This is a genomic window from Neobacillus sp. NRS-1170 (assembly GCF_050468025.1).
In genome coordinates this window covers 39,658-62,895 of record NZ_JBITPF010000060.1, presented here as the reverse complement: position 1 = coordinate 62,895, position 23,238 = coordinate 39,658, and the positions used below count along the sequence as shown (strand labels likewise).

The window sequence follows — 23,238 nt, the reverse complement described above, 5'->3', positions numbered from 1 at the left end:
TGAATGATCGTGAACAATAAGAAAAAAGTTCCCATGCGCAAATGCGTGGCAACCGGTGAAATGAAACCGAAAAAAGAACTCGTTCGCATCGTTCGCTCTAAAGAAGGGGAAGTATCTATCGACCTAACGGGAAAAAAATCCGGCAGGGGAGCATACCTTTCTAAGGACAAAGAAGCAATCTTACTAGCCAAGAAGAAAAATACTTTATCTAATCATTTAGAGGTTACAATAAATGAATCGATATATGATGAATTACTTGAGCTAATAGAGAAGGAGAACTGACTATCCAAATGAATCAAAATCAATGGATGTCATTGCTTGGCTTGGCCAATCGAGCGCGCAAAATCATATCGGGTGAGGAGCTTTCTGTGAAGGAGATACGGAGCGGGAAAGCAAAACTCATTTTATTATCCGCAGATGCATCTCAAAATACAACTAAAAAAATTACAGATAAATGTAATTCATATGAGGTTCCATATAAATTAGTGGAGAACCGTTTTCTCCTAGGTCAAGCGATTGGCAAAGAAGCCCGCGTTGTTGTAGCTGTTTTGGATGATGGATTTGCTAAGAAACTGGTAACGTTGCTCGATTAAATCTTGCGGGGGTGAAAAAATGAGTAAACTACGCGTTTATGAATATGCAAAAAAACATAATATTTCAAGTAAAGAAATTATTACAAAACTAAAAGAAATGAATATTGAGGTTTCAAATCATATGGCAACTTTAGAGGATTCAGACATAAAAAAACTTGATGCAGCTTACAACAAAAAAGAAAACACATCACAGCAAAAACAGGCAAATAACACGCAGCAAAAACAAAATAATGGGTCGCAGAACAAACGTACAAATGGGCAACCTGCTCAGCAGCAGCAGCAAGCTAATAAGCCTCAGGTCCAGGTAAAGACGACACCTAAAGCATTTGAGGATGATGACGATAAAACTGTTGTGCCTAGTAAGGTGAAAGTAGCGACAGCGCCAAAGAATAAAGAAGGCAAAAAGCATGATCAGGAATATCAGTCAAAAGAAAATAAAGCCTTTAATTCTGGAAAAGCTAAGAATAAGCCTTTTAATAACAACAATAATCAAAATCGTAATAATAATAATAATAAAAAGAGAAATCATACTAATGTTCAGCAAACACAACAACCGCAAAAGAAAAAGGAAAAAGAGCTTCCGGCTAAAATTACCTTTAGTGAATCACTTACGGTTGCAGAGCTAGCTAAGAAATTATATCGTGAGCCATCAGAAATTATTAAAAAGCTCTTTTTACTTGGCGTCATGGCGACCATCAACCAAGTATTAGATAAAGATGCAATTGAATTGATTGCAGGTGAGTATGGGGTTGAAGTTGAAGAAGAAATTAAGATTGATACAACTGACCTAGAAGTTTACTTTACAGAAGACCCATCTGAATCACTTGTGGAAAGACCTTCAGTTGTAACGATTATGGGTCACGTTGACCATGGGAAAACAACTCTGCTTGATTCCATCCGAAACACAAAAGTTACAGAAGGAGAAGCAGGTGGGATTACACAGCATATTGGTGCGTACCAAGTTGTGGAGAATGGTAAGAAAATTACCTTCCTTGATACACCTGGACACGCTGCTTTCACAACAATGCGTGCTCGCGGTGCAAAAATTACCGATATTACCATTTTAGTTGTAGCTGCCGATGATGGTGTTATGCCGCAGACTGTGGAAGCGATCAACCATGCCAAAGCAGCGGAAGTGCCAATTATCGTAGCGGTAAATAAAATGGACAAAGAAGCAGCTAATGCAGACCGCGTTATGCAGGAATTAACCGAACATGGATTAGTTGCTGAAGCATGGGGCGGCGAAACCATTTTCGTTCCTCTATCTGCAAAAACAGGAGAAGGAATTGACAATCTCCTTGAAATGATTCTTCTTGTAGGTGAAGTGGAAGAATATAAAGCAAATCCAAATCGAAAAGCAGTTGGTACTGTTATCGAGGCACAGTTAGATAAAGGCCGTGGGTCAGTTGCTACTTTATTAGTTCAAAATGGAACGTTAAAAGTTGGAGATCCAATCGTTGTCGGAAACACTTATGGCCGTGTTCGTGCAATGGTAAATGATCTTGGCAGACGTGTGAAGGAAGCCGGACCTTCTACTCCTGTTGAAATTACAGGACTTAATGACGTTCCACAAGCCGGAGACCGCTTTGTTGTTTTTGAAGACGAAAAAACAGCTCGACAAGTTGGTGAAGCTCGTGCCCAATCTGCATTGGCAGCCCAACGTGGTGAAAAATCAATTGTTAGCCTAGAAACCTTATTTGATCAATTGAAGCAAGGGGAAATGAAGGATCTAAACATCATCTTAAAAGCTGATGTTCAAGGGTCTGCCGAGGCTGTTGCAGCATCCCTGCAAAAAATTGATGTTGAGGGTGTTAACATTAAGATTATTCATAGTGGTGCAGGCGCCATTAATGAATCTGATATTAGTCTTGCCGCTGCTTCAAATGCGATTGTAATTGGCTTTAACGTTCGTCCTGATGCCAATGCCAAGCGTGCAGCTGAAGCAGAAAAGGTTGATGTAAGGCTTCATCGCATCATTTATAAAGTAATCGAAGAAATGGAATCCGCAATGAAAGGTATGCTTGACCCAGAATTCCAAGAGAAAATTATTGGTCAAGCAGAAGTTCGTCAGACCTTCAAAGTTTCAAAGGTTGGTACCATTGCTGGTTCTTATGTAACGGATGGTAAAATTACCAGAGACAGCGGCATTCGTTTAATTCGTAACGGTGTGGTTATCTTTGAAGGACAAATCGATGCCTTAAAACGATTTAAAGACGATGCCAAAGAAGTGGCACAAGGCTACGAATGTGGTATTACCATTAAAAACTTCAATGATGTTAAAGAAGGAGATATCATTGAAGCTTTCGTTATGGAAGAAATTGAGCGTAAATGATAATTGGCTCAGCCGTTTGTGAATGTATCATATATGATGCTCATTCTTTAAAAGAGAAACGAGCCGTTTTACAGCGGATATTAACCCGCTTAAAACAAAAATATAATATATCTGTATCAGAGGTGGACTACCAAGATGTATGGCAGCGGACAAAGATTGCAATCGTTGCCGTCACCTCTACTAGGGTTTCGACTGAACAGGAATTGCAGTCCGCATTAAAACTAATCGACTCCTTTCCTGAAATAGAAAGAACGATCACCGATATAGATTGGCTTTAAGTTAAGAGGTGAATTTCATGAGCCACAGAGCAAATCGCGTTGGAGAACAAATGAAAAAAGAACTAAGTGACATAATTGGCCGTAAAATCAAGGATCCTCGGATTGGCTTTGTAACTGTTACGGATGTTCAAGTAACAGGAGATCTCCAACAAGCAAAAGTTTTTATTTCTGTTTTAGGTGATGACGAGCAAAGAGAGAATACGTTAAAAGGCCTGGCAAAAGCAAAAGGTTTTATCCGGACTGAAATTGGCCATCGTATTCGTTTACGTAAAACACCTGAAATTATTTTTGAATTCGATGAATCAATCGATTATGGAAATCGAATTGAAACACTTCTTCATCAATTACACGACAGCGATAAACCAATGGAAAAACATGAAGAAGAATAACTGGATAGACATTTGTCTATCCTTTTTTCAATTAGGCTATGTTAAAGAATATTATTGATTTTGAAACTATGTTGATTGGAGCGGAAGGCGCGAGACTCCTGCGGGAGTACGGAGCCGAGGAGGCTCCCCGAACCGCCCGCGGAAAGCGAAGCGCCTGGAGCGCAAATCAACAACTATGTTAACACGGCCTTCAATTTATAAATTTTAGATCGGAGAGAATTAATTGGAAGGAATCTTAGCATTATTTAAGCCAGCAGGATTAACCTCTCATGACTGTGTGTTTAAATTACGAAAGATATTAAAAACAAAAAAGGTAGGACATACTGGAACGCTTGATCCGGATGTGACAGGGGTTCTTCCTATTTGTATCGGGAAGGCAACCAAAGTTGCCGAGTATATTACGGATGCAGGAAAAGCTTATGAAGGCGAAGTGACAATAGGCTTTTCGACAACAACTGAAGATGCATCTGGAGATAAAGTTGAACAGAAGCAAATAGACAGGACCATTAACCGTGAAGAAATTATGAAGGTTCTTGAGTCGCTGACAGGCGAAATTGAGCAAACTCCGCCAATGTATTCTGCAGTAAAGGTAGGCGGCGTCCGTCTTTATGAATATGCACGGAAAGGTATAGAAGTGGAAAGGCCGACCAGAAAGGTAAATATTTATTCGATTGAACTCCTCGATAATCGAACTGAATTTTCTGGGGAGACGATCCAGTTCCGCTTTAAAGTCAGCTGCAGCAAAGGGACATACATTCGCACGTTGGCTGTAATGATTGGTGAAGCCCTAGGATACCCAGCGCATATGTCAAAGCTTACCAGAATCCAATCTGCCTCTTTTGGATTAAAGGATTGTTTTACCTTTGATGAAATTGAACATTTTATGGAAGCTGGAAAAATCGAAGAGATTTTGAAACCGTTAGAAACCGCACTTTCTCATTTGCCGAAATTACTGATTAATGATACAGTAGCAGAGAAAGTGAAAAATGGTGCACTATTAAAAATACCAGAACATTTAAAAACAAGTAACGGACCTATTATCGCTGAAACTACAGAGGGCCTGGCTCTTGCAATTTATTCCAAGCATCCTAATAAGCCAGAGCTACTTAAACCAGTTAAAGTTTTAAGAAATGAGATAGTGTAAAGGTTACGGTTAAGAAAAGGTGAGTTTCATTTGGAAGTAAAGAAGCTTAGTTTTCCATTCAATTTTAAAAATCACAATTATCCGCCACTTGCGATGGCCTTAGGATATTTTGATGGCGTACATCGCGGTCATCAGCAGGTCATTTTAGAGGCAAAAAAACAGGCTGAACTTAACGGTTTTCATAGTGCGGTTATGACCTTTGATCCCCATCCTTCCGTTGTGTTAGGGAAAAGTGAACAACACGTACAATACATTACCCCATTATCAGAAAAAATCAAAATAATTGAGGGGTTAGGTATTGATTATCTATTTATCGTCCATTTTACATCTGAATTTGCTAATCTTTTACCTCAAGAATTTATTGATCAATTTGTGATTGGTCTTAATGTAAAACATGTTGTAGCTGGATTTGACTTCTCTTATGGACGCATGGGAAAGGGGACGATGGAAACCTTGCCCTTCCATTCTAGAGAGGAATTTTCCTATACCATTGTTCCCAAGTTTTCAGAAGGGGACGAAAAGGTAAGCTCAACAAGAATCCGAAAGATGTTAAAGGATGGGAATATGGAGGATCTTCCAATTTTACTTGGGAGGTTTTATACAACTTCTGGAATAGTCATACATGGAGACAAACGGGGAAGAACCATTGGTTTTCCTACTGCTAATATAGGCGTTAATGAAGAGTATATCATCCCTCCGCTTGGTGTCTACGCAGTTAGAATGAAGGTTAAGAATCTTTGGTATAACGGTGTTTGTAATGTGGGATATAAACCTACTTTTAATAAGGAATCTTTAAGGGTTTCCGTTGAGGTTCATTTGTTTAACTTTAATCAAGAGATTTACGGAGAAGAAGTGGTCATCGAGTGGCATCCATACCTTAGAAAGGAACAAAAATTCTCGGGAATTGAGGAGCTCGTTGCCCAAATTGAAAGAGATAAAGAAACGGCATTAGCCTATTTTGAAAAAAATCGACATTCTTTTTAACTTTGGTCGTAATTAGAAGTTTTTCCTACATTATATGAAGGTTTTAGCTTGCTTTTTGACGTAAAAGGTTGTATTCTTAAATACGTATTAAAAATAACCTTTGCTTGGCAAGTCGAATCACCAACGCTTGCTCGGTAAATGGGGATTTGTAAATTTAGGAGGTGAACTGGATGGCAATCACTCAAGAACGTAAAAATGAACTAATCAATGAGTATAAAACTCATGAGAACGACACTGGCTCTGCAGAAGTTCAAATCGCTGTCCTTACAGAATCAATCAACAATTTGAACGACCACTTACGTACTCATAAGAAAGATCACCACTCACGTCGCGGTCTTTTGAAAATGGTTGGTAAACGTCGTAATCTTTTGACTTACCTACGTAACAAAGACGTTCAACGTTACCGTGAGTTAATCAATAAGCTTGGTCTACGTCGTTAGTCTACAGAAGCGGGAATTTTCCCGCTTTTTTATTAGGTTTTTTTAAAGAATAGGTTTTATAAAATTACATTGCTAATTTTTTTAACAATGTTGATTGAAGCGCAAATCACATCAAAAAATAAAGAATTTTTTATACATATTTTAAGACTGGACTTATTTGTGCATACTATTATATGTGATTGACTTGATAACATAAGCTTTTTAGGCTTTTTTTATAATAATTAAAAGATTTAGTAAGATGATTACAGTGAAAGTAATTCTTTCGTATCATCCTCTAAGTGATTTAGATAGAGAGGGGTAAAAATATGGAACAAACGAAACACGAGTACTCCATTGATTGGGCTGGCCGCAAGCTATCTGTCGAAATTGGACAATTAGCAAAACAGGCAAATGGTGCAGTCCTTGTACGCTATGGGGATACAGCAGTCCTAAGTACTGCAACAGCTTCAAAAGAACCTAAAAATTTAGACTTTTTTCCATTAACAGTTAACTACGAAGAGCGGTTATATGCAGTTGGTAAAATCCCAGGAGGCTTTATTAAACGTGAAGGCCGTCCAAGTGAAAAGGCTATTTTAGCCAGCCGATTAATAGACCGTCCAATACGCCCGCTTTTTGCTGACGGATTCCGTAATGATGTTCAAGTGATTAGCATTGTGATGAGTGTCGATCAAGATTGTTCGACCGAAATGGCTGCGATGTTTGGTTCATCTTTGGCACTTAGTACCTCCGATATTCCATTTGAAGGTCCTATTGCCGGTGTTGTTGTTGGCCGTGTAGATAATGAATTTATCATCAATCCAACTGTCGAGCAGGCAGAAAAAAGCGATATTCACTTAACGGTAGCCGGCACGAGGGATGCTATCAACATGGTGGAAGCAGGAGCACTTGAAGTACCAGAAGAAACCATGCTTAAGGCAATTATGTTTGGACATGACGAAATTAAACGCTTGATTGAATTCCAAGAAAAAATAGTCGCTGAAATTGGCAAGCCAAAAAGAGAAATATCTCTTTATGAAATTGATAAAGAACTTGAAGCAGAAGTTAGAGAACTTTGTGAAGCCGATATGGTAAATGCCATTCAGGTTCAAGAAAAGCATGCCCGTGAAGATGCTATTAAAGAAGTAAAAAACCAGGTCATTGCCCGCTTTGAAGATCAAGAAGCAAATGATGATGATTTAAAACAAGTAAAACAAATTTTGGACAAGATTGTTAAGGGTGAAGTTCGCCGCTTAATTACTGTTGAAAAGGTCCGTCCAGACGGCCGTAAAATTGATGAAATTCGCCCATTATCTTCACAGGTAGGCATCTTACCGCGTACTCACGGTTCCGGTTTGTTTACTCGAGGTCAAACCCAAGCCTTGAGCATTTGTACGCTTGGCGCAATGGGAGATGTCCAAATCCTTGATGGACTTGGAATTGAGGAAGAGAAACGGTTCATGCATCATTATAACTTCCCATCCTTTAGTGTTGGGGAAACTGGCCCAATCCGTGGACCAGGCCGCCGTGAAATTGGCCATGGTGCACTTGGGGAAAGAGCATTAGAACCGATTATCCCATCTGAAAAGGATTTTCCATATACAATCCGCCTTGTTTCAGAAGTCCTAGAATCAAATGGTTCAACATCTCAGGCGAGTATTTGTGCAAGTACTTTAGCCATGATGGATGCTGGGGTGCCGATAAAAGCACCGGTTGCAGGTATTGCGATGGGACTTGTAAAATCAGGTGAACATTATACTGTTTTATCTGATATTCAGGGAATGGAAGATCATTTGGGAGACATGGATTTTAAAGTAGCTGGAACAGCCAAAGGGGTTACTGCCCTGCAAATGGATATTAAAATTGAAGGTCTTTCCCGTGAAATTTTAGAAGAAGCTCTTCAGCAGGCGAAAGTAGGAAGAATGCATATTTTAAATTCTATGCTGGCTACTATATCGGTACCTAGAGAGGAACTTTCACAATTTGCTCCAAAAATCTTAACGATGAACATCAACCCTGATAAGATTCGGGATGTTATTGGACCAAGTGGAAAGCAAATCAATAAAATTATTGAAGAAACTGGTGTTAAAATCGATATTGAGCAGGATGGTACGATCTTCATCGCCTCTGCTAACCAAGAAATGAACCAAAAAGCGAAGAAAATCATTGAAGATATTGTTCGCGAAGTTGAAGTTGGACAGATGTACCTAGGAAAAGTGAAGCGGATTGAAAAATTTGGTGCATTCGTCGAAATTTTTGCCGGAAAAGATGGTTTAGTCCATATTTCTGAACTTGCCGAAGAGCGTGTAGGCAAAGTCGAGGACGTTGTTAAAATCGGCGACGAACTGTTAGTAAAAGTAACTGAAATTGATAAGCAAGGCCGAGTTAACCTATCACGGAAGGCCGTTTTGAAGGAACAGAAGGAAAAAGCGGAAGAAACAAAATAAAACATTAATCAAATAAGAAAGTCAGGGGGGCGCTCCTGACTTTTCGTATGTAATGTCTAGCTTCAGCGCCTGATCAAAGCGCTTCCGCTTTTCGTTCTACCTTGTCCCCTTTTCACATATTCTTTATGGAAGGGGGAAGAACGCTGATGAGAAAGTCATTTATTTTAATAATTATTATTTTTATTGCCTGGATTTCAGTCAACAATCCATTTGTAAACAAATATGTTGCTAAGTTGACGGAAACTGCACTTCCGGCAGCAAAACAGTCTGATTCTCTTTATCAAACAATCGAGAAAAAGGCACCTACATATGAAATTTCACCTTCCGACGCTAAAATAGATCGAGTCTGGAAGGCCATTCCTGGATATAATGGGCTGAAGGTGGATATTGCCGCCTCATATAAAAATATGAAATCAAAAGGCGTTTTTGATAAAAATAAACTGGTTTTTACACAAATTAGCCCAAAAGTTCACCTTAATGATTTGCCGCCTTCCCCTATTTATAAAGGCAATCCAGATAAACCGATGGTTTCCTTTATCATAAATGTTGCATGGGGCAATGAATATTTATCACAAATGCTCGCGACGCTGAAAAGACACCATATTTCCACAAGTTTTTTTCTAGAAGGTAATTGGGTCAAAAACAATCCAGAGCTTGCAAAAATGATAGTCAGTGCTGGTCATGAGGTAGGCAATCATTCCTATTCCCACCCAGATATGAAGAGATTGACGGCCGCTCAGGCAAGGCAGCAATTAATCAGGACCAATGAAGTGATAGAAGCAGCTACTGGAGAAAAAAGTGAATGGTTTGCACCTCCAAGCGGAAGTTACAGGGATGAAACAATCAAAGTAGCCAATGAATTACACATGAAAACAGTTATGTGGACTGTAGATACAATTGATTGGCAAAAGCCTTCGCCTGAAGTATTAATTAATCGTGTCATTACAAAAATTGATAATGGTTCTATGGTACTCATGCATCCAACTGCATCAACTGCTAAATCGCTGGATCGTTTAATCACTCTAATTGAACAAAAAAATTTTAAGATTGGTACGGTTTCGGAGTTAATGAGTGAAAATAGAATCATAAAATAAATATAGTAAGAGTTCCAAAAGTTTGGAGAAAATAGTCATTAAAAGTATAATTAACAATTGGATAGTAACATCTGCTGTTTAGAGACAGGAGGAAGTCGATGATAAATAAATACACTTGCCAAAATGGAGTAAGAATTGTATTAGAAAATATTCCTACCGTACGATCTGTTGCAATTGGGATTTGGATTGGAACTGGGTCTAGGAATGAAGATCCTGCGAGAAATGGTATTTCTCATTTCCTTGAGCACATGTTCTTTAAAGGAACATCTACACGTACAGCTAAAGAAATTGCTGAGTCCTTCGATAGCATTGGGGGACAGGTAAATGCCTTCACTTCAAAGGAGTACACATGCTATTATGCAAAGGTTCTTGATACCCATTCCAAATTTGCATTAGATGTATTAGCAGATATGTTTTTTAATTCCACTTTCGTTGAAGAGGAATTAAAGAAGGAGAAAAATGTTGTCTTAGAAGAAATAAAAATGTATGAAGATACACCAGACGATATTGTTCATGATTTATTAAGCAGGGCTGTATATGAAGATCATCCGCTTGGTTTTCCCATTTTAGGAACGGAAGAAACATTAAATACCTTTAGCGGTGAAACACTTAAAGAATATATTAAAGAAAGATATACGCCTGAAAACGTTGTTATATCAATTGCAGGTAATGTATCAGAAGCATTTATTCAAGAGGTTGAAAGCTATTTCGGCTCATATCAAGGCGGCGCCAAGGATACTCCAGAGAATATTCCCGTTTTCCATTCCAATCGTATTTCGCGAAAAAAGGAAACAGAACAAGCTCATTTATGTATTGGATTTGAAGGCTTAAAGGTGGGCCATGAAGACATTTACAGTCTAATAACCCTTAACAATATATTAGGCGGCAGCATGAGTTCAAGATTGTTCCAAGAGGTTCGTGAACAAAGAGGCTTAGCTTACTCCGTATTTTCGTATCACTCAGCCTATCAGGATAGTGGAGTGGTAACGGTATATGGTGGAACTGGAGCGAAACAACTGGATGTGTTATTTGAGACAATCCAAGAAACCCTTGATAAATTGAAACAAAACGGCATTACCGAAAAAGAATTAACCAATAGTAAAGAACAGTTAAAAGGAAGCTTGATGCTAAGTTTAGAAAGCACCAATAGCAGGATGAGCCGCAATGGTAAAAATGAACTGCTGTTAAAGCGCCATCGTTCATTAGATGAAATTATCGAACAAATTGATCTAGTTTCAAAAAGCAGTGTCGATGAAATGACTAGACAAGTCTTTAATGATAAATATTCTGTGACCTTAATTAGTCCAGATGGAGAATTCCCAAATAAACTTGCTTAAAACAGTTCGGTGTACGAACTGTTTTTCTTTATTCTAGGGCTTTGTTAAAGGACATTGTTTATTGAAGCGGAAGGCGCGAGACTCCTGCGGGAGGACGGGGCAGGTGAGACCCCGCAGGCGCATAAGCGCCGAGGAGGCTCACCGGACCGCCCGCGGAAAGCGAAGCGCCTGGAGCGCAATTCAACAGCCCCAAGTTTAACCCAGTCTATTCTAAAAAAAGACTTCCCTCTATACACTAATAGAAAGGAAAAAGAGGGGAGTTCTTTTAAATGAGGCTGAGTGAATTAAGCGGTAAAGAAATTGTCGATGTTAAAAAGGCAGAACGGCTCGGAGTCCTTGGTCAAACAGATTTAGAAATTAATGAAAGTACTGGACAAATCCAAGCGCTTCTCATTCCTTCTGTAAAATGGTTCGGTTTCCGCAAACAAGGTGAAGAAATTAGAGTCCCATGGCAGCATATTAAAAAAATAGGGTCCGATATGATCATTATTGATGTTCCAGAAAATGAATAGATATTCTTGCAGCCCAAGCAAATGAAACCTTGCTTGGGCTTTTTTTATTTTACTATGGGTGGAAAACTCACCTATTTTAAGCTACTTACATAAGATGTTGAAGTGATAAGAAGAAAAGGAATCCTAAAGGGATTTTTTTAAAAAGAAGGTGAGTGTTTTCATGCTGACAGGGATGCAGATAGCCGTGATTGGTGGAGATGCCAGACAGCTGGAAATCATCCGAAAGTTAACTGAATTAGACGCGAGAATATCGCTAATTGGTTTCGAGCAGCTTGACCATGCCTTTACGGGTGCGGTTAAGGAAAAAATGGATGAAGTTGATTTTTCGAATATAGACGCTATCATCTTACCGGTGCCCGGGGCAAATTTAGAAGGACAGGTGGAAACGATCTTTTCAAATGAAAAGGTTGTTCTCACAGAAGAAATGCTCGTAAAAACACCTGAACACTGTACGATTTATTCAGGAATTAGCAACGGCTATTTGAATGGTATTACCAAACAAAGCAAACGACCACTCGTGCAATTATTCGAACGGGATGACGTGGCTATCTATAATTCAATTCCAACCGTAGAGGGAACGATTATGATGGCCATTCAGCATACTGACTTTACCATTCATGGGTCCAATGTTACCGTTTTAGGACTCGGAAGATGTGGTATGAGTGTGGCAAGAACCTTTGCTGCACTAGGAGCGAAGGTTAAGGTTGGAGCAAGAAAAAGTGAACATTTAGCAAGAATCACAGAAATGGGTTTAACCCCCTTCCATTTAAACGATCTTGTAAATCAAGTGAAGGATACCGATATTCTAATAAATACAGCACCACATTTAATTGTTACAGCTTTAGTAATATCACAAATGCCTTCACATACCCTCATTATTGATCTAGCCTCAAAACCAGGCGGAACTGATTTCAGGTATGCCGAAAAACGAGGCATCAAAGCCTTGCTTGCACCAGGACTGCCAGGTATTGTCGCACCAAAAACAGCAGGTCAAATACTGGCAAATGTCCTTGCCCAACTGCTAGAAGAAGATTTACACAGGCGAAAGGGGAAAGTGAAATGAGTTTAAAAGGTAAAAGAATTGGCTTTGGTCTAACCGGCTCCCATTGTACTTACGATGCTGTATTCCCAGAAATTGAAAAGCTGGTGCTCGCGGGCGCAGAGGTACTGCCAGTTGTGACTTTTACTGTAAAAAATACAGAAACCCGATTTGGAAAGGGTGAAGATTGGGTTGAGCGAATTGAAGATTTAACTGGTCACAAGGTTATTGATTCGATCGTCAAGGCTGAACCGTTAGGACCAAAAATACCATTAGATTGCATGGTTATTGCTCCATTGACTGGTGTATCCATGAGTAAATTTGCCAATGCCATGAATGACAGCCCAGTATTAATGGCTGCTAAAGCAACATTAAGGAACCTAAAGCCTGTGGTTCTCGGAATTTCTACAAATGATGCCCTTGGGTTAAATGGAGTAAACTTAATGAGATTAATGGCTACGAAAAATATCTTTTTCATCCCTTATGGTCAGGATGATCCTATTAAGAAGCCTAACTCTATGGTTGCGAGAATGACGATGCTATCAGAAACAGTGGAAGCAGCAATCGATGGAAGACAAATTCAGCCGGTACTTGTGGAACGATATAGAGATGGTGACTAAATAACTGACCTCTTTCGGCAAAAAGGGTTATTTCTTTCGGGGAATATGATAAAATAAATTAATCTCTCTGGCAGTGGGTTAAAAGGATAACCCACTGCTCGAGTTTACTAATACTATATTACGACAAGCTGGCTGAAGAACTACATGAAGGAAATAACCCGCCAGTCGATATGAAAGGGGAACTAGCATGAATCAAAATGGATTTCACGTTGCAGTGGTAGGGGCAACAGGAGCGGTTGGACAACAAATGATCCAAACCTTATTAAAAGAAAATTTCCCTATTAGAAAATTATCATTACTATCCTCTGCACGTTCTGCAGGAAAAATAGTTGAGGTCAATGGGCAAGAAATTACGATTCAGGAAGCAAAGCCTGAAAGCTTTGAAGGTGTAGATATTGCTCTTTTCAGTGCGGGCGGCAGTGTTTCCAAAGAACTTGCACCTGAAGCAGTAAAACGAGGCGCCATCGTCGTGGACAACACTAGTGCGTTTCGGATGGATACAGATATTCCACTAGTTGTGCCAGAAGTAAACGAAGCTGATTTGCATCAACATAATGGAATTATTGCGAATCCAAATTGCTCGACGATTCAAATGGTTGTAGCATTAGAACCTGTTCGTCAAAAATATGGCTTGAAAAAAGTTATTGTGTCAACCTATCAAGCTGTTTCCGGAGCAGGTGCGGCAGCGATTCAAGAATTGATGGATCAAACAAAAGCTATTTTAAATGAAGAGTCATATGATCCAGCTATTTTGCCAGTAAAATCAGATAAAAATCATTATCAAATTGCTTTTAATGCGATTCCGCAAATTGATAAATTCCAAGATAACGGCTTTACCTACGAAGAAATGAAAATGATTAATGAAACGAAGAAAATTATGCACCTTCCTGAGCTGCAGGTATCTGCAACGTGTGTCCGTCTGCCAGTTGCTGTTGGGCATTCTGAATCCGTCTACTTTGAAGTTGAAGCAGAGGGTGTAAGTGCGAATGACATTAAAGCACTTTTAAAGGACGCACCAGGGGTAATCTTGCAGGATGATCCTGATAATCAAATTTATCCAATGCCGGCTGATTGTGTCGGGAAAAATGATGTTTTTGTAGGACGGATTAGAAAAGATATTGATGAAGACCGCGGTTTCCATATGTGGGTAGTTTCTGACAATCTTCTAAAAGGAGCCGCCTGGAATTCAGTCCAGGTTGCTGAAAGCTTAGTGAAATTAGGTCTAGTAAAATAAAGTTACCTCAAAAAAGGTAGGGTTTGGTGTTACCATGAAGATTATCGTACAAAAATTTGGCGGGACCTCAGTAAAGGATGAGAAAAGCCGAAAACATGCACAAAGACATATTGAAAAAGCTTTAGCGGATGGCTATAAAGTGGTAGTAGTGGTTTCAGCGATGGGGAGAAAGGGAGACCCCTATGCTACTGACACACTCTTATCTTTAATAGGCGGGAACTTAAGCAAAATCTCGAAACGGGAACATGATTTATTATTGTCCTGCGGAGAGGTAATATCGAGTATTGTGTTTACGAATATGCTATTGGAAAGCGGTATAAATGCTGCAGCATTAACAGGGGCTCAAGCAGGGTTCAAGACCAATAATGACCACACCAATGCAAAAATAAACGAAATGAAATGCGAACGTCTCTTAAGAGAATTAGAAAATAACGATGTTGTTGTGGTTGCCGGCTTCCAAGGTGCCGCTAAAAATGGGGATGTAACAACCATTGGCAGAGGCGGAAGTGATACTTCAGCAGCGGCTCTTGGTGCTGCCCTTAATGCAGAGTGGATTGATATATTTACCGATGTAGAAGGGATCATGACAGCTGACCCGCGTATCGCCGAGAATGCACGTCCGCTTTCTATAGTCACCTATACTGAGGTTTGTAATATGGCCTATCAGGGTGCGAAGGTTATCCATCCAAGAGCAGTTGAAATTGCGATGCAGGCAAAAGTGCCAATTAGGATTCGCTCAACCTATACGGATACCTTGGGTACCCTGGTGACAACGTTAAATAAAGAGAATCGCGGCAGTGACATAAGAGAACGGATCGTTACGGGGATTGCCCACGTCTCAAATATCACTCAAATAAAAGTGTTTGCAAAGAAAGATCAATATTACTTGCAGGCAGAAGTTTTTAAAGCAATGGCCAAGGAAAAAATTAGTGTAGATTTTATCAATATTTCGCCAAATGGTGTTGTCTATACGGTTACTGATGAAATGACGGATCTGGCCATACAGGTTTTAAAGGAATTAGGCCATGACCCACAAGTGGAGCGTCATTGTGCCAAGGTATCCGTTGTTGGAGCAGGAATTGCAGGTGTTCCAGGGGTTACTTCCAAAATCGTAACGGCATTATCCGATCACGGAATTCGAATTTTACAATCTGCAGACAGCCATACTACAATTTGGGTTTTAGTCAAACAAGATGACTTAGTGAAATCAGTAAACGCTCTACATGATGCCTTTCAATTAGAAGAGGAGTCCCTTGAATTTAAACTTTCCGATTTATAATTTCTTACTAGGGGTTTGAAAGGAGAAAGAAAATGGTTCATTTTGGGCGAGTGTCCACGGCAATGGTTACTCCTTTTGATAATAAAGGGCATATAGATTTTGCCAAGACTACACAATTAGTTAATTATTTAATTGAAAATGGTACAGAATCACTTGTAATAGCAGGTACTACCGGTGAATCACCTACTCTTTCAAAAGAGGAAAAATTGGCCCTGTTTGATCATGTGGTGAAGGTGGTTAATAGACGTGTTCCGGTAATTGCCGGTACAGGAAGCAATAATACTTATGCTTCAGTGGAATTAACTAAAAAAGCAGAGCAGCTTGGCGTTGATGGTATTATGGTGGTTGCTCCATATTATAATAAACCTAATCAAGAAGGCTTATATCAGCATTTCAAAACAGTTGCAGAGGCGACTTCCCTTCCAGTAATGGTCTATAATATTCCTGGAAGGTCGGTTGTTAATATTCTTCCAGAGACAATTATACGCCTTGCAAAGATTTCTAATATTGTTGCAGTGAAGGAAGCAAGCGGTGATTTAAATGCCATTACACACATTATTGCCAACACGGATGATGATTTTCTCTTATATAGTGGTGATGATGCCATAACTCTTCCTGTGCTTGCTATTGGAGGTACAGGTGTAGTCTCTGTTGCTTCACATGTTATCGGAAATGAAATGCAAGAAATGATTGCAGCATTTTTTGAAGGCGAAAATAAAAAAGCTGCCAAACTTCATCAAGAACTGCTGCCAATCATGCAGGGGCTCTTTGCCGCTCCTAGTCCTGCTCCCGTTAAAACAGCGTTGCAGCTAAAAGGATTGGACGTCGGATCTGTACGATTGCCTCTAGTGGGATTAACAGAACAAGAGCGAGCAACATTAATTTCAATTTTAAAGAAAAAATAACTTTTTTAAGCCAGCCGAAAGATGAGTTCGGTTGGCTTTTCTTATTTTAAAATCCAACTACAGCTCCTGTTCAAGGCGCTTTCGCTTTTTTATGTTGTAAAGGTTTTCTAATTTCAAGTATAATAATCATAACTGATTTCGGTCGGGTCAACTCAGCATAGGAGGAAACGGAACGTGATAAAGAAAAAAAATAACTCCATTAAGTTTATTACACTTGGTGGTATTGGAGAAATCGGAAAGAATATGTATCTTGTTGAAGTAGACACGGACATATTCATCATTGATGCCGGCTTAATGTTCCCCGAGGAAGAAATGCTTGGCATTGATATGGTAATTCCTGATATTACATATTTAAAGGAAAATAAGGATCGGGTAAAAGCAATCTTTTTAACTCATGGACATGAAGACCACATCGGCGCACTTTCCTATGTTCTAAGGCAAATCGACGTACCGGTTTATGGCACAAAACTAACTTTAGCTCTTGCAAGTGCGAAGTTGAAAGAGCAAGACTTTAATGGAAAAGCAAATTTCATTGAGGTGGATTCAAATACAATCGTAGATTTAGATTCAGTTAATGTAAGCTTTTTCAGGACTAATCACAGTATCCCTGATTCGGTTGGTGTTTGTATCCATACATCTGAAGGTATTATCGTTTATACAGGTGATTTTAAATTTGACCAAGCTGCAACTAAGCTGTACAAGCCTGAGATTGGAAAAATGGCTTCTATCGGGGAACAGGGTGTACTCTGCTTAATGTCTGATAGTACGGAAGCAGAAAAACCTGGTTATACTACTTCTGAAGCCATTGTTGAGCGGGAAATGTTTAATGCCTTTTATAATGCTCCAGGAAGAATTATTGCGGCCTGCTTTGCATCAGATATTAATCGAATTCAGCATATTTTTGATGCTGCCGTAGAAAACAAACGCAAAGTTGCCGTGGTTGGCAAAAGTCTTGAACGAATCTATCATATTGCCCTCGATTTAGGGTACTTAGAGGTTGCAGAGGATTTAATCATTCCCATCCATGAAATAAAGGATTACCCTAATCATGAGATAGTTGTTCTGATGACAGGAAGCCAGGGAGAACCAATCGAAGCCCTGCAAAAAATGGCCAAGCAAACACATAAGCTAGTGAACATAGAAGCTGGTGATACGGTCCTTATCGCTGCATCACCGATGCGCGGAAGTGAAGTGTTTTTATTTAAAACTGTCGATATGCTGTTCAGAGCAGGAGCAAATGTCATCTCCGGCAAACGGACAATTCATGTCTCGAGTCACGGCAGTCAAGAAGAATTAAAGTTTATGATTAACCTCATGCAGCCAAAATTCTTTATTCCTGTTCATGGGGAATATCGAATGTTAAAGGCTCACCGAAAACTTGCGCTTGATTGCGGCCTTAAAGATGAACAAATTTTAATTCCGGACCGTGGAGATATAGTTGAACTGAAGGAAGAAAAACTAGCGATTACTGGGAAGGTTCCTTCTGGTAATGTCCTGATCGACGGAATCGGTGTTGGCGATGTAGGAAACATTGTACTGCGCGACCGAAAACTATTATCCCAAGATGGCATTTTAATTGTCGTTGTAACTTTAACAAAACAAGAGAAGAAAATTGCTGCAGGTCCTGAAATTATTTCAAGGGGATTTGTCTATGTCCGGGAATCAGAAAAATTAATGGATGAATCTACAAAATTAGTCCGCGATATCGTCGAAAGAAATATTGCAAAGGACACCTTTGAATGGGCCAGCCTAAAGCAGGAAATAAGGGATGACTTAAATCGTTCTTTATACGAAAAAACGAAAAGACGTCCAATGATACTACCAATCATTATGGAAGTATAATTAAATTAGAACAGAAAAGGCACTGGTGTACCAGTGTCTTTTTGATTTAGGAATTTCTTTTGGCATGATTTTGTATCAGTGGTAAATACTAAAAATATATCATGCTTGAAGGGAGTATTAGGATGAATAACAATTTTCAAAAAAATGACACCGGCAATGGGGAAGGAACAGAGCCTCAAAAAGAGGAAAAATCTACTTCTCCTTTAATAGAGAAAATTCAACAGCTTGGTCAGACAAATGTTCCTCAGCTCTCAACTGATTCACGAATTCATTGTTTGACGATTATTGGTCAGATAGAGGGGCATATGGCACTGCCGCCGCAAAATAAAACAACAAAATATGAGCATATTATTCCACAGCTTGTAGCTATTGAACAAAATCCTAAAATTGAAGGAGTTTTAATTATCTTGAATACGGTTGGAGGAGATGTGGAAGCAGGACTCGCCATTTCAGAAATGTTAGCAACTCTATCAAAACCAACTGTGTCAATTGTATTAGGTGGAGGTCATTCCATCGGAGTCCCTATTGCCGTTTCCTGTAATTATTCGTTTATTGCCGAGACGGCTACAATGACGATTCATCCTATCCGTTTAACGGGTTTGGTAATCGGGGTGCCGCAAACATTCGAATATTTAGACAAAATGCAGGAACGTGTGGTTAATTTTGTAACAAAACATTCCAAAATAACCGAGGAAACTTTTAAAGATTTAATGTTTGCAAAGGGGAACCTAACAAGAGATATCGGAACCAATGTCATTGGAGTTGATGCCGTTAAAACTGGATTAATTGATGAAGTGGGCGGACTTGGGCAGGCAATGAAGAAATTAAATGAAATGATTGATATGAATAAAGAGAAAAGCGAAGGGTTGATTCAATGATATTATACACGATGATGCCGCAGGAACTTATTTTTCCCTATGAAACAGAACCGTTCCAGAAGCAGCAGATGATATCTTATCAAGGGATCCCGCTTTTAGTAGAATTTACGGATCAACAAAATGTCCAGGTTGTTCGCATTTTAAGCAGTGACCCACAGCACTATCTAAATGAGAGAATATGCCCTGGTTCAAAAATTTCTTTTGCCAGCCTTGAAGGTTTGTCCGCTTTCTAAGGAAATTATGGTATAATCAGGTTATATAGACAAGAGCAGCCAATCAGGGGCTGCTCTAATTTTTAGGCTGCGTTAAAGGTCATTTTTGATATTGAAACCTTGTTGATTGGAGCGGAAGGCGCGAGACTCCTGCGGGAGTACGGGACAGGGGAGACCCCGCAGGCGCTAAAGCGCCGAGGAGGCTCCCCGAACCGCCCGCGGAAAGCGAAGCGCCTGGAGCGGAAATCAACAAGCAAGTTTCCACAGCCAATTTTTATACAGGGTGATCAGATGGCTAAAAAAAAGAGAAGACAACCTAAAAGAAGAGATAATCAAATGAAACGGACAGTTCAATATGAATTATCGGCATTAGCCCTATTAGCGTTAGCGATTATTTCGATTGCGAAGCTGGGAGCAGTGGGAAAAGCGACCGTTCTCTTTTTCCGATTCTGGATGGGTGAATGGTACATGCTTAGTTTAATCGGCTTAGTTTTATTAAGCATTTATTTAATGTGGAAACGTCAGATTCCTTTTTTCTTCCACATTAAATTAGTAGGGAGCTATTTTATTATTTCAGCTATCTTACTCTTAAGTCATGTAACCCTTTTTCATTTGTTAACGAATGATGGGAATTTTAATAATCCAAGTGTCATCAGTAACACATGGGAATTATTTAAGATGGACTTAAAAGGTGAAACTAGTACAACCGATCTCGGGGGCGGAATTTTAGGAGCTATTTTATTTGCATTATTTCACTACTTATTCGCAGAAACCGGTACAAAAATTATCGCTTTTATCTTTATATTAATCGGATTTATTTTATTGACTGGTAAATCTTTTGGTGATTTTGTCGGAAAAATAATGACTGCATTGTTTGGTTTTTCGAAAAATCAATGGGAAGCTTTTATAACGGATATGTCTGAGTGGAAACAAAAACAACAAGAGCGCCGGAACGAGAGGAAGACAAAACGACGGCAGCAACAAGAAAATCGTCAAACCGAAAGTCAGCCTCTTATAAGTTCGCAGCCTCAAGCTGAACAAGAAGAGATGATTATTCCAGAACCAATTATATCCAGTTTTGCTGACCGGGCATATGTCGAAGAGGAAACGACTCAAAGAAATCCTAAAGACACTAAAAGTAAAACAACATCACCAAAAGAAGATGATGATGACAATTCTCCGCCAATTACCTTCACTGAAGTCGAAAATGTAGCCTATGAACTGCCGCCTTTACGACTCCTTAAACATCCAAAGAAGACCGATCAAAGCGGCGAATATGAATTGATTCATGCAAATGCTGCCAAGCTTGAACGAACTTTTCAAAGCTTTGGAGTAAAAGCCCGAGTAACCCAAGTACATTTAGGTCCTGCTGTAACGAAATATGAAGTTCATCCAGATGTAGGGGTTAAAGTAAGTAAAATTGTCAGCCTGAGTGATGACTTAGCATTAGCACTTGCTGCAAAGGACATCCGAATTGAAGCGCCAATTCCGGGTAAATCAGCCATAGGAATTGAAGTTCCAAATTCAGAAGTAGCGATGGTATCCCTCAGGGAAGTACTTGAGGCAACACAAAATGACAAGCCAGAAGCGAAATTGCTGATTGGCTTGGGTAGAGATATTACAGGTGAAGCGGTCCTTGCTGAATTAAACAAAATGCCCCACATGCTTGTTGCTGGAGCAACCGGTAGTGGAAAAAGTGTTTGTATCAATGGGATTATCACCAGTATTTTAATGCGTGCCAAGCCTCATGAAGTCAAATTAATGATGATTGACCCGAAAATGGTTGAATTAAATGTTTACAATGGAATTCCTCATTTACTTGCTCCGGTTGTGACGGATGCTAAAAAAGCGTCCCAGGCATTAAAAAAGGTAGTAAGTGAAATGGAAAGAAGATATGAACTATTCTCTTATACTGGAACAAGAAATATTGAAGGGTATAATGACCATGTAAAAAGGCATAACCTTGAAGAGAATGATAAACAACCTCTATTGCCGTATATTGTTGTCATCGTAGATGAGCTGGCAGATTTAATGATGGTAGCATCGAACGATGTAGAGGATTCGATTACCCGATTGGCTCAGATGGCACGTGCGGCAGGCATTCATTTGATCATTGCTACCCAAAGGCCTTCAGTTGATGTCATCACAGGGGTAATCAAAGCAAATATTCCATCAAGAATTGCTTTTGCCGTCTCAAGCAGCACAGACTCAAGAACGATCTTAGATATGGGAGGGGCTGAAAAGCTTCTCGGAAGAGGGGATATGCTGTTTTTGCCAGTGGGTGCCTCTAAGCCTGTTCGTGTACAAGGGGCATTCCTATCTGATCAAGAGGTTGAAGAAACCGTTGAATTTGTCATTTCACAGCAAAAGGCACAATACCAAGAAGAAATGATTCCAGATGATATTCCGGAGGTAACGGGAGCCGTAGAGGATGAATTATATGATGAAGCAGTTGAATTAATTATTGAAATGCAAACAGCATCCGTATCGATGCTGCAGCGTCGTTTTCGCATAGGCTATACTCGAGCTGCCCGCCTAATTGATGAGATGGAAGCAAGAGGTGTTGTGGGTCCTTATGAAGGTAGTAAACCAAGGGCTGTTTTGCAGTCAAAACCTAAAGAGGAACAGAGTTCTTAAAAAAGGGCCCCAGGGCTCTTTTTTTTATAGTATTTTCAAGAAAATTTGATACTATAGGAGTAGATGGTTTTTAATTTCTTCTATGAAAAATATCCTACTATTTCCCTAAAAATTCCCTATTAATCAAATTAAAGATATTTATTATATCAGATTTCTTCCCGGTATTTTAAGTGAATTTGTGATAATTTCAATCTTTATGCCTTTTTTCGACAAAATTTTGAATTCCTATTTATTTATCACTTAAAAAGTGTTAATATAAATTTCGATTAGTAGGAATGATATCAGAGGTCTGATGTCTTAGGAAAAGAGCTGGAGGAAACAGCAATGTCTATTAAGTCAGATAACCGACATTTGTACTTGCAAGTGATCGATCGTTTAAAGCAGGATATTGAACGAGGGGTATATAAAGAAAAAGAAAAATTACCCTCTGAATTTGATCTTGCGAAACAACTTGGTGTAAGCAGGGCGACCCTTAGGGAAGCACTACGCATCCTTGAAGAGGAAAACGTTATTATCAGGCGCCATGGAGTTGGCACCTTTGTTAATGCAAAGCCATTGTTTACCTCAGGGATTGAACAACTTAATAGTGTCACTGACATGATTAAACAGGCTGGAATGAAACCTGGAACGATTTTCTTAAGTTCATCAACACAGGGTCCAACCGAAGAGGATATTCGTCGGTTCTCATGTTCAACTAATGAGGAAATGGTCGTGATTGAAAGGGTCAGAACTGCAAATGGGGAGCCGGTTGTTTATTGTATCGATAAAGTTCCTCAACGTATCTTGCCGGATACTTTTTCCCATGGTGAAGAATCTCTCCTAAATATAATAGAGGGAGAAGCAAACCGGAGAATTACATATGCAGTTGCCAAGATTGAGCCAATTGGCTATCATGATCGAATTTCCCCTATTTTAGAATGTGATCCAGAAACTGCATTGTTGGTATTAAAACAAATGCATTTCGATGAAATGGATGAACCTGTCCTATTTTCGGTAAACTATTTTAAAGCTGATAAGTTTAGTTTTCATGTCTTAAGAAAAAGAACATAAATTTTTTTACAGTTCT

The 23,238-nt window shown here is 39.4% G+C and carries 22 protein-coding genes; all 22 read left to right on the top strand.

The window, feature by feature from the left end; genetic code table 11:
- Nucleotides 1-9 precede the first annotated feature (9 nt).
- The 22 genes from rnpM to ACIFOT_RS23540 all read left to right on the top strand — a co-directional run bounded on the left by rnpM (nt 10) and on the right by ACIFOT_RS23540 (nt 23,222).
- Nucleotides 10-282, top strand: a complete 273-nt coding sequence (gene rnpM / locus ACIFOT_RS23645) for an RNase P modulator RnpM (protein WP_430068676.1) — start codon at nt 10-12, stop codon at nt 280-282.
- 8 nt (nt 283-290) lie between these two features.
- The gene (locus tag ACIFOT_RS23640; RefSeq protein ID WP_430068674.1) at nt 291-593 is read left to right on the top strand and encodes a YlxQ family RNA-binding protein; all 303 of its coding nucleotides are present in this window, start codon (nt 291-293) and stop codon (nt 591-593) included.
- 19 nt (nt 594-612) lie between these two features.
- Entirely contained in the window at nt 613-2,925 is a 2,313-nt protein-coding gene (gene infB, locus ACIFOT_RS23635; RefSeq protein WP_430068671.1) for a translation initiation factor IF-2, read from the top strand.
- A complete protein-coding gene (locus ACIFOT_RS23630) occupies nt 2,922-3,203 on the top strand; it encodes a DUF503 domain-containing protein (protein ID WP_430068668.1) in 282 nt (93 codons plus the stop codon). The genes infB and ACIFOT_RS23630 overlap by 4 nt, the downstream gene beginning before the upstream one ends.
- A 17-nt stretch (nt 3,204-3,220) precedes the next feature.
- Nucleotides 3,221-3,592 (top strand): 30S ribosome-binding factor RbfA, encoded by a 372-nt coding sequence (gene rbfA, locus ACIFOT_RS23625; protein ID WP_289982268.1) that lies wholly within the window; start codon nt 3,221-3,223, stop codon nt 3,590-3,592.
- A 223-nt stretch (nt 3,593-3,815) separates the two neighbouring features.
- Nucleotides 3,816-4,736 carry a tRNA pseudouridine(55) synthase TruB gene (truB, locus tag ACIFOT_RS23620; RefSeq protein WP_430068666.1) on the top strand — a complete coding sequence of 307 codons (921 nt, stop codon included), beginning with the start codon at nt 3,816-3,818 and terminating at the stop codon, nt 4,734-4,736.
- A 30-nt stretch (nt 4,737-4,766) separates the two neighbouring features.
- Entirely contained in the window at nt 4,767-5,720 is a 954-nt protein-coding gene (gene ribF / locus ACIFOT_RS23615; protein ID WP_430068665.1) for a bifunctional riboflavin kinase/FAD synthetase, read from the top strand.
- Between the two features lie 170 nt (nt 5,721-5,890).
- Nucleotides 5,891-6,160, top strand: a complete 270-nt coding sequence (rpsO, locus tag ACIFOT_RS23610; RefSeq protein WP_115450510.1) for a 30S ribosomal protein S15 — start codon at nt 5,891-5,893, stop codon at nt 6,158-6,160.
- 305 nt (nt 6,161-6,465) lie between these two features.
- On the top strand, nt 6,466-8,583 hold the full coding sequence (pnp, locus tag ACIFOT_RS23605; protein WP_430068662.1) for a polyribonucleotide nucleotidyltransferase: 2,118 nt from the start codon (nt 6,466-6,468) through the stop codon (nt 8,581-8,583).
- A gap of 146 nt (nt 8,584-8,729) precedes the next feature.
- Nucleotides 8,730-9,677, top strand: coding sequence for a polysaccharide deacetylase family protein (locus ACIFOT_RS23600; protein ID WP_430068659.1), 948 nt, complete (start codon nt 8,730-8,732; stop codon nt 9,675-9,677).
- Between the two features lie 98 nt (nt 9,678-9,775).
- Entirely contained in the window at nt 9,776-11,014 is a 1,239-nt protein-coding gene (locus tag ACIFOT_RS23595; protein WP_430068656.1) for a M16 family metallopeptidase, read from the top strand.
- A gap of 269 nt (nt 11,015-11,283) precedes the next feature.
- Complete coding sequence (locus tag ACIFOT_RS23590) at nt 11,284-11,526, top strand: YlmC/YmxH family sporulation protein (RefSeq protein ID WP_430068653.1); 243 nt, start codon at nt 11,284-11,286, stop codon at nt 11,524-11,526.
- 160 nt (nt 11,527-11,686) lie between these two features.
- Entirely contained in the window at nt 11,687-12,589 is a 903-nt protein-coding gene (gene dpaA / locus ACIFOT_RS23585) for a dipicolinic acid synthetase subunit A (protein ID WP_430068650.1), read from the top strand.
- On the top strand, nt 12,586-13,185 hold the full coding sequence (dpaB, locus tag ACIFOT_RS23580) for a dipicolinate synthase subunit B (protein WP_430068647.1): 600 nt from the start codon (nt 12,586-12,588) through the stop codon (nt 13,183-13,185). Before dpaA ends, dpaB begins: the two co-directional genes overlap by 4 nt.
- A gap of 187 nt (nt 13,186-13,372) precedes the next feature.
- Nucleotides 13,373-14,419 (top strand): aspartate-semialdehyde dehydrogenase, encoded by a 1,047-nt coding sequence (gene asd / locus ACIFOT_RS23575; RefSeq protein ID WP_430068645.1) that lies wholly within the window; start codon nt 13,373-13,375, stop codon nt 14,417-14,419.
- 34 nt (nt 14,420-14,453) lie between these two features.
- The gene (gene dapG, locus ACIFOT_RS23570; protein ID WP_430068642.1) at nt 14,454-15,698 is read left to right on the top strand and encodes an aspartate kinase; all 1,245 of its coding nucleotides are present in this window, start codon (nt 14,454-14,456) and stop codon (nt 15,696-15,698) included.
- Nucleotides 15,699-15,730: 32 nt separating this feature from the next.
- Nucleotides 15,731-16,603: a 4-hydroxy-tetrahydrodipicolinate synthase gene (gene dapA, locus ACIFOT_RS23565; RefSeq protein ID WP_430068639.1), complete on the top strand. Its 873-nt coding sequence runs from the start codon at nt 15,731-15,733 to the stop codon at nt 16,601-16,603.
- A gap of 174 nt (nt 16,604-16,777) precedes the next feature.
- A complete protein-coding gene (locus ACIFOT_RS23560; protein WP_430068636.1) occupies nt 16,778-18,445 on the top strand; it encodes a ribonuclease J in 1,668 nt (555 codons plus the stop codon).
- Nucleotides 18,446-18,567: 122 nt separating this feature from the next.
- Nucleotides 18,568-19,323: a ClpP family protease gene (locus ACIFOT_RS23555; RefSeq protein WP_430068633.1), complete on the top strand. Its 756-nt coding sequence runs from the start codon at nt 18,568-18,570 to the stop codon at nt 19,321-19,323.
- Nucleotides 19,320-19,556, top strand: coding sequence for a YlzJ-like family protein (locus ACIFOT_RS23550; RefSeq protein ID WP_430068631.1), 237 nt, complete (start codon nt 19,320-19,322; stop codon nt 19,554-19,556). Before ACIFOT_RS23555 ends, ACIFOT_RS23550 begins: the two co-directional genes overlap by 4 nt.
- A 270-nt stretch (nt 19,557-19,826) precedes the next feature.
- Nucleotides 19,827-22,172: a DNA translocase FtsK gene (locus ACIFOT_RS23545; RefSeq protein WP_430068629.1), complete on the top strand. Its 2,346-nt coding sequence runs from the start codon at nt 19,827-19,829 to the stop codon at nt 22,170-22,172.
- A gap of 324 nt (nt 22,173-22,496) precedes the next feature.
- Nucleotides 22,497-23,222, top strand: a complete 726-nt coding sequence (locus ACIFOT_RS23540; RefSeq protein ID WP_430068627.1) for a GntR family transcriptional regulator — start codon at nt 22,497-22,499, stop codon at nt 23,220-23,222.
- Nucleotides 23,223-23,238: the final 16 nt, after the last annotated feature.